The following is a 12803-nucleotide window of genomic DNA, read 5'->3' on the forward strand; positions in this document are numbered from 1 at the left end:
CTTTCATGCGAATACAACTCGCCCATCCAATTTAATTCCTCTCTCTCACACTCATTCTCGCACTGTCATCCTACGGAGCAAACTTCAACGGTTTTCCATCAGGGCCTACTTCAACACCATCAATGAAATTTTTCTCTTTCAACACACGGCCTTTTTCATCGTAGATAATTGTTTTTCCGTGTTTCTGTCCGTTTTTATAATTCACTTCAGAGGATACATAATGTGGACGCCATTCGTAGGTAAGCATCTTGCCGTGTAACATGCCATTTTTGTACTCAATTACCTGAAAGGGTTTGTCTCCACCGGGGAAATAATATGTCCACGTACCGTCTTCTTTTCCTTCTTTGTAATACCCTTCATGGGTGCGCTTGTGATCTTTTGGACTGAAAAAAACCCACAATCCGTCTTTCACACTTTCTTTCACCGTGTGATTGGCAAGCGGACCGTAATTGATGTGTTGTTTTTTTACTTCAATTACTTTATAAAATCCTGTCTCCAGTAAATTTCCTTTTTCATCGTAACGCGTCCACAGTCCTGTTTTTAGATCATCTTCATATTCTCCGGTCAGTGTGAGTTTACCTTTTTGCGAATAGGATTTCCAGGGTCCGTGCAATTTTCCCATGTTGAAATTCGCTTCATTTTTCAACTTACCATTATCCCAATATTGCTGCCAGTATCCGTGTTCTTCTCCTTCAACAAAATCTCCTTCATTCAAAATTTTTCCATTTTCATACCAGGTAGTCCAATGTCCGGTTTCCAAATCATTTTCGTACGAACCTTCTCTCCACTTTGCGCCGTTTTTATAGTAAAATACCCATTCTCCGTTTCGCAATCCGGCTTTGAAATATCCCTTACTTTCAAGATGCACCGTATCACCGGGATAATAATATTCCCAATATCCATCTTGCAATCCATCAACAAAATCACCGGACATATCAACGGTTCCTACATTGGTGTACCAGGTCCAGTGTCCTGTTTTTAATCCGTTGGAAAATTCTCCGGATACATTTACTTTTCCGTTGTCATAGTTTTTCAAATAAGGCCCGTTCAGTTGACCATTTAGATAATTTACTTTGCGGTCTAATCCTCCCAGATAATAGAAATACAACCATTCTCCGTGTTTTTCTCCTTCAAGATATTGACCAATAACAAAAGGTTTTTTATTGGGTGTATATTCTTCAAAATCTCCGTCTTTTATACCGTCTTTGTAGGTGTAAAATTCATTGAGAAAACCACTTTCATAATAAATGAATGTGCGTCCGTTCCCATCTTTCAGGGTTTGGGTGCTGTCAGTTTTCCAAAAATTCATCACATAGGTAACTGAGTCTAATATTTTTTCTTCAGACATGTGGTATCCGTTGTAGTAATAATATTTCCACTCACCTGATGGTAAGCCTTTGGTGTAGTACCCTTGCACGCTGAGTTTACCATTATCATGCCATTGATAATAGACACTATCTTGAATACCAAATTTGAAAAATCCTTGTTCTTTTTTTTTGCCGTCAGAATAATAAGTTGTTACTGAACCGTGCAGTTCACCTTTGCGGTAATTTTGTTCTTCTTCCAAATTTCCGTTTTTATCCCAGTATCTCCACCGTCCGTGTTTGAGGGTAGTTTTACCATAAAAATCATCTGCAAAATAATAACCTTCACTTTGCATTTTGGTGCTGTAAAAATCCCAGTATGTGCGCACTAGATAAGGTTTGTTTATTTCATCCTGCGCATGTGAAAACAGGGGTAATAATAGCAGAAGAAAAATTAAGCGGGTATACATGTTTCTTTGTGGTTTGCTCTATAACTAAAAAATGTCCGGGTGGTTACGGACGAATTATCTGCCAAGTGAAATAACTCCTTGTAAAAGAAAAAGGGTACCAAACACCAGCAGCACAATTCCAAGCACCAAATTAACAACATACATCCATTGTGGGGTAAGAATGTCCTTGAGTTTTTTTGCACCAAATATTTTTAATATATCCAAACTAAAAAACGTAATGAGGATGATAGAAACGTGAATGATAAGCCCCTGCGTGTGATTCAGACCTAATTCAGTAGGCGCCTCAGGCAAAAGTGACATAAGGGTTAACCAATAAAATAATACCCCTGGATTAACTGCGTTGATCATGAATCCTTTTAAAAGTGTCATGAAATAATTACTGGCTGACAGTTGCAGCGGCTTTTCCATGTTATGTTTAGAGAGAAATAGCGCCTTCTTTTTAAGTACATGCACCAAGCCGAGCACAATGAAAAATCCTCCGCCAATTATTTTGAGTAGAAAGCGCTTATCACCGGACATGATTTCAGTCACCTCATTAAAGAATACAAATGCAATGGTAACATACATCAGGTCACTGATCAATACCCCCAAATCTAGAAATAGCGCAGATTTTATTCCTTTGCTTATGCTTGTTTCAATCATGATAAAGAAAGACGGACCTACCATAACACTTAGTAGTAGTCCGTATCCAATGCCTATCATGAGTACTTCTGTCATGTTTCAAATTTACTAAGTACAAATTGCTTGTACGTAAATTGAGCACTGATAGTTATCAGTTATTTAAGCTAAAAAACATCAAGTTCTACCACAATTGGACAATGGTCAGAATGTACGGCTTCACTTAGAATAGAAGCATTTTGTAATTGAGGCAAAAGATTTTCAGTGATAAAATGGTAATCAATACGCCAACCTAAGTTTTTCTTGCGGGCGCTGAAACGGTATGACCACCAGGTATATTTGCCGGGTTCTTTGTGAAGATGTCTGAAGGTGTCAACAAAACCGGCTTGCAAAAATTGGGATACCCATTCACGTTCTTCAGGTAAAAATCCACTTGAATTTTTGTTTGAAACCGGGTTGTGAATATCAATTGGTTGATGACAGATATTGACATCTCCTGAGATCAATAATTTTTTTCTGGTCTTTTTTAGTTCCTCAATATAGACAGAGAAGTCCTTTAGAAATTCCATTTTAAAATCTTGCCTTTCTTCACCACTGCTGCCGCTAGGGAAATAACAGCTCAGCACTGAAAAATCACCAAAGTCAGCACGTAAAATTCTCCCCTCATCATCATATGCTTTTATACCACATCCCACTTCAATATGATCAGGTTTTTTTTTAGAGAAAATTGCTACCCCACTATAACCTTTTTTTTGAGCAGAATGCCAACAGGTATAATACCCCAGTTTTTCAATTTCCGTGATGTCTATCTGATCTGTATGTGCTTTGGTTTCTTGCACACAAACTACATCTGCATTTTGTTCTTTCAGCCAGTTTATCCAGTCTTTTGACATGGCTGAGCGGATACCGTTGAGGTTATATGAAATGAATTTTGCCATGGGGTAAAGATAGCGTGATTTGGTATTCATTTTTAATCTATCACAGCAAAACAATTTTTGTATTCATGCGTTCTGTTTTGGTATGAATAGATTGTTATTATTGTTTTTCATCATTCCTGCTTATGCTTCAGGTCAGGGGCTGGTTGATGGATTTTTTAAAGGAAAAAACAAGCTGGATTTGGCTATCAGCGGATTCTCTCAGAATTCTGATAAATTTTACGATGGTATCGGATTAATAAATTACAAAAGAAGTTTAACAGGTATAGGATTATTTGCTGAGTATGGATTGCGTGATAATTTAGATTTCATTTTGAATATACCGTTCATCAATGGTTCATTTCAAGATGGTTCAGTGGTGATGAAATATGGTATTCCCTTTAACCGATCGGCCAAAGAAAGACGGATAACTCTAATGCCGGCATTGGGCGTCAGTTTTCCACTCACTGATTATAATACTGAATCAGGTCAGGCAATTGGACAGCGTGCTTTGCAAATTCAGCCCAAATTTCTTTTTCAGTGGAATACAACGAAAGGATTATTTTATCAGGTTCAGGCCGGTTATAATTATGCTTTTAATCCGGTTCCTTCATCATTCATTAGTTCAACCAAAATTGGTTATTCATTTGGCAGATTTTATTCTGACGTGTGGTTTGAGTATCAGCAAGGCATTGGCGGAAAAGCCTGGCACGTTGACGCCATTTCAAGTTTCAGAGAACTCTTTGTGACATACAGCAGATTGGGTGGAGTTTTCTATACACAATTGAATCAGCGATTTGGTATTGCGGCCGGAGGTTCTTATGTACTTAGCGGTGTGAATACTGCAAAGGCGTGGACAGTGAATCTTTCTCTAGTAATCAAATTTGATTTGAAGAAGAAATAGCAAACTCAATACAAAAAACTATGATACGGATACCTGATTTGGTGAACGCGTTTAGCCTCTTTATAAATGAGTGATTTTAATTCATCAACATTGGTTTTTTCTGTGGCTGAAATAAAAATGCAGTGATCACCGTCAAGGCGAGCCATCCAGGTTTTTTTCAATTCTTCCAATGCAAATTTTCTACCTTCAGGGTGATATCCTACTTCTTCAGGTTTTGGGTTGTAAGCATCTACTTTATTGAAAACAACAATCATGGGTTTGTCTGTGCCTTTGGGGCGTACAGGCTCATTGTTATGTTTTGGCTCAGCGGATAATTGTTTCTTTTTACTGGTGTAATCTTCCGGTTTTTTAACCGGGGTTTTTGTTTCAATTTCGGCAATAGTTTCATTCACTACGCGGTATTGCTCTTCAAAATTTGGGTGTGAAATATCTACTACATGAATCAGCACATCTGACTCGCGCACTTCATCTAACGTTGACTTGAATGATTCTATTAATTGAGTAGGTAGTTTGCGTATAAATCCCACCGTGTCAGAAAGTAGAAACGGTAAATTTTCAATCACTACTTTTCTTACTGTAGTATCTAGGGTTGCAAACAATTTGTTTTCAGCAAATACTTCAGATTTACTCAACAAATTCATCAGGGTTGATTTACCAACGTTAGTATAACCTACCAGTGCCACACGTACTAGTTGTCCTCTGTTACCACGCTGCGAAGCCATTTGCTTGTCAATTTTTTCAAGACGATCTTTCAGCAAGGAAATTTTTTCTTTGATTACCTGGCGGTCACTTTCAATTTGTGTTTCACCCGGGCCACGCATACCCACACCGGCTTTGATACGGTCAAGGTGAGTCCACATGCGGGTAAGCCTTGGTAAAATATATTCGTATTGTGCCAATTCAACCTGTGTTTTGGCATGGGCGGTGCGCGCACGACCGGCAAATATGTCAAGTATTAGATTGTTGCGGTCAAGTATTTTAATATTGAGTTCTCTTTCAATATTGCGCAATTGTGAAGGGGATAATTCATCATCAAAAATGGCAACATCAATTTTCTCAGCATCAATATACGCTTTAATTTCTTCAATTTTTCCTGAGCCAATATAGGTGCGCGGGTTTGGGTGATCAATGCGTTGCAAGAATTTTTTACGCGTGATTACACCGGCTGTTTCTGCCAAAAATTCCAATTCATCTATATATTCTTTTGTCTGCTCTTCAGTTTGGTTACCGGTAATGGCTCCAACCAGAACAGCGGTTTCCTGCGTGATATCGGTGGAATGTGATTTGAGATCTGACATGCGGTATAATGGACAACTGATTAAAACCAGTTAGCGCCCAAATAAGTAAGAAACGGCCATGGAATAGTAGCTAATACGGCAAGTAGGGCAAGTAAGTAAAACACAAATATTTTGCGATGTTTACCTGCTGATTCTGACAGTTTTTTTGATTTACTGTAACCCATGGTGATCAATACCATCGCCAGAGTCATACCGAAAATGTGTTCTACAGCAAAAAATCGCAAAGTAGGTGATTTCATGAAGCCCTCAACAAAAGCAACTTTTGGTGAGGTGAAGTATAAAATGAATCCTATCAAGTATTGAATATGAAAACTGATCAAGGCGAAGAGATATATTTTTTTATCGCCTGCGGTGAACTCTTTTTTTCCGGTATATCCTTTGAAAGATTTAAAAATTGCCGCTAATAACAAGATTAATACCACCCAACGTAAACCTGAATGTGCGTGAACCAATGTCTGCATAATTGTTTATTTTTGACAAATGTAGTTGATTATCCTGACCCCTTGTTTATGCTCAGACGTATTTTTCTGTTCAATTTTAGTTTACTTTTTTCATCCCTTGTTCTGGCGCAACATATTGAGCCGGAAAACGGAGTGCATGATCCGCATAATACTATTTATGTTTTGCAAAATGCACGGCTCGTGATCAGTCCTGATCTCACGCTGCCTATAGGTACCTTGGTGGTGCAAGATGGTATCATTTTAAGTGCGGGTATTGATTTTGTAGCTCCATCAACTGCTGTGAAAATTGATATGAGTGGGTACACCATTTATCCTTCATTTATTGAACTGTATTCATCAGCCGGTGTTGCAAATCCGGTTTATGCGTCAACAGGTTGGGGTCCGCAATTAGAAACGCTCAAAGAGGGCCCTTTTTACTGGAATCAATCAGTGCATCCGGAAACAAATGCTTACGAATTATATAAGGATGCTGAATTTAAAGACAAAAAAGATTTTCTTGAGCAAGGCTTTGGCACTATAGCTGTTCATCAGGGAGATGGTATCATGCGCGGCACGTCGGCATTGCTCACGTTGTCATCAAATCCAACTGTTGACAATGTAATTCAGGCTGAAGCTGCTAATCATTCTTCTTTCTCTAAAGGAAGCTCTAATCAAACTTATCCATCTTCTCAAATGGGAATTATTGCCTTGTTGCGTCAGTTTTATTATGATGCAAAATGGTACGCTGCTTTGACTGATCCAAATAAAGACAATGTTTCACTTCAACAGGGTCTTGCAAATTTTAGTCTGCCTCAAATTTTTGGAGTAGCTGATAAATTGGAAATTCTGCGTGCTGCTAAATTGGCAAAAGAGTTCAATATTTCTCTTATTGTAAAAGGCGGTGGAGATGAATTTGAAATGGTATCAGATATAAAAAATTCAGGAACGCAATTGATCATTCCAGTGAATTTTCCTGATCCGTATGATATGACTGATCCTTATCTGTCAAGATTTGTTTCTCTGAGACAATTGAAAGAATGGGAAATGCGCCCATACAATGCCTATATCTTATTTAAAAATAAAATTCCTTTTGCTTTTACGACTGACGGGTTAAAGAAAAAAAACCAATTTCTCACGAATGTTTCTGTTGCGGTAAAACATGGTTTACCTGAAGATGAAGCATTGCGCGCGCTCACCGTTAATCCTGCCAAATACTTGCGTATGGAAAATAAATTAGGAACGCTGGAAAAAGGAAAATTTGCAAATTTTCTTGTTGTAAAAGGAGATATTTTTAACGGCGGTGAAATTTTTGAAAACTGGACTCATGGTGATCGTATCAGATTGAAAGATATTAATCAGCCTGATTATCGCGGAGAGTATTCATTAACCATCAGTGGTATTGTGTATGACCTTATAATATCAGGTAAACACGCATCACCAACTGCAGAAATTATTGCTTATAAGTTTGTGAAAGATTCAAAAACCGGTTCAACTACAATTGATACCTTAAGGGTGAAACCTGAGTTCAAAGTTTCAGATATGCAATTGAGTATGATGTTTGAATTGCATGATGATAAAATTGATGGCATTGTTCAGTTGAATGGCTCGTATTATCCTAAATTAGGCATTATGGAAGGTACCGGAACATTGCCTTCAGGGGCTTGGATTACTTGGGCAGCTAATCGCAGTGAAAAATTTAAAGAGAAGGATAAGGCAGAAAAAGTTCAGGTTGATACCTCTGGTGTAAAAAATGTGCGTTACCCGAATATGGCCTTTGGTTTTGATACCTTGCCAAAACAACGTCCGTACTATATTAAAAACGCAACACTTTGGACTAATGAAGCCGAAGGTATTGTGCGCAATGGTAATTTGATTATTGAAGACGGAAAAATAAAATCAGTGAATGGTACAGCATCAGTTCCTTCAGGCGCGGTTGTAATTGATGCTACTGGAAAGCATGTAACGTGTGGTATTATTGATGAACATTCGCACATCGCTATCAGCAAAGGGGTAAATGAAGGAGGTCAATCCATTGCTAGTGAAGTGTCAATTGCTGACGTAGTGCGTAATGATGACATTAATATTTACAGACAACTAGCTGGTGGTGTTACTGCTGCGCAACTTCTGCACGGCTCTGCAAATCCTATTGGTGGACAATCTGCCCTAATCAAATTGAAATGGGGTTTTGCGCCTGAAGAAATGTTGATTGATAGCACCGATGGATTTATCAAATTTGCTTTGGGTGAAAACGTAAAACAATCTAATTGGGGAGATCAAAGTGTGGTTAGATATCCTCAGACAAGAATGGGTGTAGAACAAATTTTCTACTCTGCTTTTATCAGTGCAAAAGAATATAAAGCAGCATGGGAAAAATATTATAATAGTTCTGAACGGCAGCAAGGCAAAATGGATCCTCCAAGACGTGACCTTGAGCTGGAAGCTTTGTGTGAAATTTTGGATAAAAAAAGATTTATCACCTGCCACTCCTACGTGCAAAGTGAAATCAATATGTTAATGCACGTTGCAGATTCTATGGGATTCACGGTGAATACCTTTACACACATATTAGAAGGATATAAAGTGGCTGACAAAATGAAAGAGCATGGCGCAGGCGCTTCTACTTTTGCTGATTGGTGGGCTTATAAATATGAAGTGAATGAAGCCATCCCGTACAATGCTGCATTACTTGACCAAATGGGCATTGTTACCGCTATCAATTCTGATGACGCTGAAATGGGTAGAAGATTAAATCAAGAAGCCGCAAAGGCGGTGAAATATGGTGGAATTTCGGAAGAAAGTGCCTGGAAAATGGTGACACTAAATCCTGCAAAATTATTGCATTTGGATGATCGTATGGGAAGTCTGAAAGCAGGGAAAGATGCAGATATTGTTATCTGGTCAGATAATCCTCTTTCAGTAAATGCAAAAGTGGAACAAACTTTTATTGAAGGAATTTTGTTTTATGATGTGAACCGGAATTATAAATTGAAATTGCGCGATGAAGAAGACAGAAAACGAATTACCGGGCTGATGCTTGTCGCAAAAGCAGGCGGAGCTGAAACACAGAAGCCGGCAATGAGAAAACATATTTTATATCATTGTGACACCATTGGTGAAGAAGATACTCACGAAGAACTTGAATAAGATGAAAAATTTAATTCTGATACCGCTGTTTTTAGCTTGCATTGCTGATGCCCACACACAAGTTCCTGTGCCGGGTGAAGATCAGTATACAAAAATTTTATTACTCAATGGCAGCGCGCATATCGGTAACGGTGAATTTGTTTCTAACGCGTGTATTGGTATCAACAATGGAAAAATTGAATTCGTAAAGAATACGTTAACATACGAGTTGGTAAAATCCGAATGGGATACCATCATTGAATTAAATGGCCAACACGTTTACCCCGGTTTTATTGCACCCAATGTAACTATTGGGTTAACTGAGATTGATGCCGTTAGGGCTACACGTGATTTTGATGAGACCGGTGAATTTAATCCTAATGTACGTTCGCTCATTGCTTATAATACTGATTCAAAAGTTATGTATACTGTGCGCACCAATGGAATTCTTTTAGCTCAGCCAACTCCACGCGGCGGTGTCCTCTCAGGCACATCTTCGGTCATGTTTTTAGATGGCTGGAATTGGGAAGATGCCGTTTGCAGAACAGATGACGGCGTGCATTTGAATTGGCCTGAAAAATATAATCGTTATGGTTGGTGGGCTGAGCCCGGTGGAAATAATTCAAACGAAAATTATGGGAAAATAAAAAACGCTATCTGGGATTTTTTCACAAAAGCTCAGGCATATTTGAATGAAAAATTTCCAGATGAAACAGATATTAAACTTGAAGCAATGCGGCATCTTTTTAATGGGAGTCAGCGCTTGTATATTCATGCAGATTTTGCTCCTGAATTAAATGATATTGTAGATTTTGTCAGACATTTTGCAATTCCATTTCCTGTTATTGTTGGCGGGTATGACGCGCCTATGATTGCAGATAGGCTGAAAGAAAATAAATTCTCTATAATTATCAGACGCCCTCATTCCTTACCTGAATTTGAAGATGATTTTTCTTCAGTTTATTACGAATTACCGTTTAAATTGCAAGCTGCCGGTTTGTTGTTTGCAATCAGTTCTGAAGGTGATATGGAGGTGATGAATACAAGAAATTTACCTTTCCTTGCTGGTACCGCTCGTGCTTATGGCCTCTCTGAAGAAGAAGCTGTCGCTTCAATCTCCTTAAATACTGCAAAAATTCTGGGCATTGATGATAAAGTGGGATCAATTGAACCTGGCAAAGACGCTACTATCTTCGTTTCAATCGGAGATGCGCTTGATATGCGAACCAATAATCTCACCATGGCAATGGTATCAGGTAAGTTTATTGACCTGACTAATCACCAGATTGATTTGTATCAAAAATATTGTAAAAAATATAGCCTCCCAATAGATCAAAATTGATCGGCCTTTATTCATAAATGGTTTATTTAACGATTAAGTCAAATAAGCCGTCATAACTGTGATTGAAAACGATTCATGTTTGTTTTTTATCACCATTTAGTATTATCGTAATTTTTGCGTATTATTGAGTTAATAAAAGCAACGAGTCCAGTTCGCCATCGTTGTCACCCTGAAGGGTTAGTCAAATCTTGTACATTAAGCGTTGGTTTTTCCCTCTTCGTTGTCTTTAAATAAGTATTTGCCTATGAATCGTCAACTATCAAAAATCCATTTTATTTTCTGCCTAGTGCTGGGAATCATGATCTCTAGTACAGGCAACACACAGGTCAAAACTACAGACGAAAAAATCATTGAATTTTTTGGAACAGTTGAGCAATTTGAAATGCAAAAGCAAAACAATCCGGGCCTTATACTTTTTTTACAAACTCGGGTTACCAAGGGTTTTGCGATAATGGAATACAACGAAGAGCGACATCTTGATGCGGTATTAATGGATGATTTTCAAATAAAATCAGGTGGAATTGAAACTACCATTAGTTCAATTGAACTCATGCAGATGTTCGAGCAGGGAATATTGAATATTCTTTTACTAAAGATTGATATAAGCCAAAAAGAAGATGTTATAATAAAATTGGCAGGAACTGAATTCGTGTTGGTATTATATTCAGTTGATCACATAAATGGCCTACTTCAAAAATAGTGTAGCGGGATTAAAAAAAATTTGGATTTTGACTCAAAAAATTTACTTCATATGAGAATAAAAAACTGGATACTAGCTGCAGTTATAATTTTTACAGGAGTTAACTTTAACTATGCTCAAACCTATAACATGGGTAATGGAACAATTACTGCGTGTTCAGGTACTTTTTATGATAGTGGTGGTTCAGCAGGAAATTATTTGAGCTCAGAATTCTATACTCAAACAATTTGCTCTGGTACCCCTGGTAATCCGGTCATATTGACTTTTACTTCTTTCAGCATTGAAAGTGGATATGATTTTTTAACTATTTATGATGGACCAACAACTGGTTCTCCTATCGTTGGAACCTACACTGGTGCTGCCAGTCCCGGAACAATTACGGCGAGTGGTGAGTGTTTAACCCTGGTTTTTTCCTCGGATTTTATAATAGGGTATCCAGGATGGGCAGCAACAATTTCTTGTTCCACGCCACCTCCTCCACCGTGTGGGACTCCCGTAACTTTTAATTACACGGGAGGTGTTCAAAGCTATACAGTTCCTGCCGGTGTAACTAGCCTTACAGTTGTGGTGGAGGGAGCACAAGGTGGTGGTCCTGGTGGATTGGGTGCAACTGTTACAGGAACAATTACTGTTACTCCAGGTCAGACTTTGCAAATTGTTGTTGGAGGTCAGGGTGGATGCCCTGCCGCAGGTTATGGAGGAGGAGGTTCAGGTCAAAATTCAAGCATTGCAGGATATCAAGGTTGCGGAGGAGGGGGAGCATCGTACATTTCCGCACCTCCGGGTGGAATGGCTAATGCGTTGATCGTCGCCGGCGGCGGCGGCGGAGACGGTGGCGGTGATGATTATGGTGAGGGGGGTTATGGAGGATGTGCTTCAGGTGAAGCGGGGACAAGTCCTTTTGGTGTTGGTGGTGGTGGTGCAACAACTTCTGCAGGCGGAGCTGCTGGTCCGCCTTGGACTGCAGGAGGTGGATGGGGAGGCGCTGGAACTTTTGGTCAAGGTGGAGTTGGTGGAGTTGATATTAATTATGGCTATGCCCCAGGCGGCGGCGGCGGCGGCGGATACTATGGCGGCGGCGGCGGCGGTAGTGATAATATCAATATGACTACTCTTATTGGCGGTGGCGGCGGCGGTGGCGGTTCAAGTTTGGTTCCTTCTGGCGGGGGTTGTAATCCTGGTTCTAACACGGGTAACGGCTCAATCACAATCTACATTCCTACGCCAAACACAATGACCAGTCCAAGCACCGCTGCTATTTGTAGTGGCGGAACTGTTAACATTCCTCTTACTAGCACTATTCCAGGTTCAACCTTCACTTGGGTTGCAACAGCAAATGGAAATGTTACTGGTGAAAGCACTACTGTTCAAACTGCTTCAACACTAAACAACACCCTCACTAATACAACTTCATCAGTGCAGACAGTTACTTACACGGTTACACCCAGTTTCGGTGGATGTCCTGGAACGCCACAAACTGTTACAGTTACGGTGAATCCAATACCAACAGTAACCGACCCAGCCAACCAGACACTCTGTGCGAACACGGCAACTACAGCAGTAACATTCACGGGTACAGCAGGAGCTACATTCAACTGGACAAACAATACACCTTCAATCGGTCTTGCAGCAAGTGGAAGTGGAAACATAGCATCATTTACAGCTATTAATGCAGGCACCACCCGGTAAC

10 protein-coding genes are annotated in these 12803 nt (G+C 39.4%); 5 read left to right on the plus strand and 5 right to left on the minus strand.

Features of this window, described 5'->3' with window-relative positions; genetic code table 11:
• Positions 1-70: 70 nt before the first annotated feature.
• From IPH66_17695 to xth, 3 genes are all read right to left on the minus strand, one after another.
• The gene (locus IPH66_17695) at positions 71-1774 is read right to left on the minus strand and encodes a hypothetical protein (protein ID MBK7131171.1); all 1704 of its coding nucleotides are present in this window, start codon (positions 1772-1774) and stop codon (positions 71-73) included.
• 54 nt (positions 1775-1828) lie between these two features.
• Positions 1829-2491, minus strand: a complete 663-nt coding sequence (locus tag IPH66_17700; protein MBK7131172.1) for a LysE family transporter — start codon at positions 2489-2491, stop codon at positions 1829-1831.
• A 68-nt stretch (positions 2492-2559) separates the two neighbouring features.
• Complete coding sequence (gene xth, locus IPH66_17705) at positions 2560-3330, minus strand: exodeoxyribonuclease III (protein ID MBK7131173.1); 771 nt, start codon at positions 3328-3330, stop codon at positions 2560-2562.
• Positions 3331-3412: 82 nt separating this feature from the next.
• Here xth and IPH66_17710 point away from each other — a divergent pair, with 82 nt between their 5' ends.
• On the plus strand, positions 3413-4210 hold the full coding sequence (locus tag IPH66_17710) for a hypothetical protein (protein ID MBK7131174.1): 798 nt from the start codon (positions 3413-3415) through the stop codon (positions 4208-4210).
• Between the two features lie 5 nt (positions 4211-4215).
• Here the strand turns inward: IPH66_17710 and hflX are convergent, their stop codons facing one another.
• Both hflX and IPH66_17720 read right to left on the minus strand, forming a co-directional pair.
• Entirely contained in the window at positions 4216-5508 is a 1293-nt protein-coding gene (hflX, locus tag IPH66_17715; protein ID MBK7131175.1) for a GTPase HflX, read from the minus strand.
• A 20-nt stretch (positions 5509-5528) separates the two neighbouring features.
• Positions 5529-5972 carry a cytochrome B gene (locus tag IPH66_17720; GenBank protein MBK7131176.1) on the minus strand — a complete coding sequence of 148 codons (444 nt, stop codon included), beginning with the start codon at positions 5970-5972 and terminating at the stop codon, positions 5529-5531.
• Positions 5973-5981: 9 nt separating this feature from the next.
• Here IPH66_17720 and IPH66_17725 point away from each other — a divergent pair, with 9 nt between their 5' ends.
• The 4 genes from IPH66_17725 to IPH66_17740 all read left to right on the plus strand — a co-directional run bounded on the left by IPH66_17725 (position 5982) and on the right by IPH66_17740 (position 12802).
• Positions 5982-9092, plus strand: coding sequence for an amidohydrolase family protein (locus IPH66_17725; GenBank protein ID MBK7131177.1), 3111 nt, complete (start codon positions 5982-5984; stop codon positions 9090-9092).
• A 1-nt stretch (position 9093) separates the two neighbouring features.
• The gene (locus IPH66_17730; GenBank protein MBK7131178.1) at positions 9094-10413 is read left to right on the plus strand and encodes an amidohydrolase family protein; all 1320 of its coding nucleotides are present in this window, start codon (positions 9094-9096) and stop codon (positions 10411-10413) included.
• Positions 10414-10657: 244 nt separating this feature from the next.
• Complete coding sequence (locus IPH66_17735) at positions 10658-11113, plus strand: hypothetical protein (GenBank protein ID MBK7131179.1); 456 nt, start codon at positions 10658-10660, stop codon at positions 11111-11113.
• Between the two features lie 51 nt (positions 11114-11164).
• Positions 11165-12802, plus strand: coding sequence for a CUB domain-containing protein (locus IPH66_17740; GenBank protein MBK7131180.1), 1638 nt, complete (start codon positions 11165-11167; stop codon positions 12800-12802).
• Position 12803: the final 1 nt, after the last annotated feature.

It is taken from the genome of Crocinitomicaceae bacterium (genome assembly GCA_016708105.1).
GTDB lineage: Bacteria > Bacteroidota > Bacteroidia > Flavobacteriales_D > Crocinitomicaceae > JADJGJ01.

Excerpts from the sequence above, each read along its gene's own strand:
- IPH66_17695 (MBK7131171.1), bottom strand. The coding sequence starts at position 1,774 with ATGTATACCCGCTTAATTTTTCTTCTGCTATTATTACCCCTGTTTTCA.
- IPH66_17700 (MBK7131172.1), bottom strand. The coding sequence starts at position 2,491 with ATGACAGAAGTACTCATGATAGGCATTGGATACGGACTACTACTAAGT.
- xth (MBK7131173.1), bottom strand. The coding sequence starts at position 3,330 with ATGGCAAAATTCATTTCATATAACCTCAACGGTATCCGCTCAGCCATG.
- IPH66_17710 (MBK7131174.1), top strand. The coding sequence starts at position 3,413 with ATGAATAGATTGTTATTATTGTTTTTCATCATTCCTGCTTATGCTTCA.
- hflX (MBK7131175.1), bottom strand. The coding sequence starts at position 5,508 with ATGTCAGATCTCAAATCACATTCCACCGATATCACGCAGGAAACCGCT.
- IPH66_17730 (MBK7131178.1), top strand. The coding sequence starts at position 9,094 with ATGAAAAATTTAATTCTGATACCGCTGTTTTTAGCTTGCATTGCTGAT.
- IPH66_17735 (MBK7131179.1), top strand. The coding sequence starts at position 10,658 with ATGAATCGTCAACTATCAAAAATCCATTTTATTTTCTGCCTAGTGCTG.
- IPH66_17740 (MBK7131180.1), top strand. The coding sequence starts at position 11,165 with ATGAGAATAAAAAACTGGATACTAGCTGCAGTTATAATTTTTACAGGA.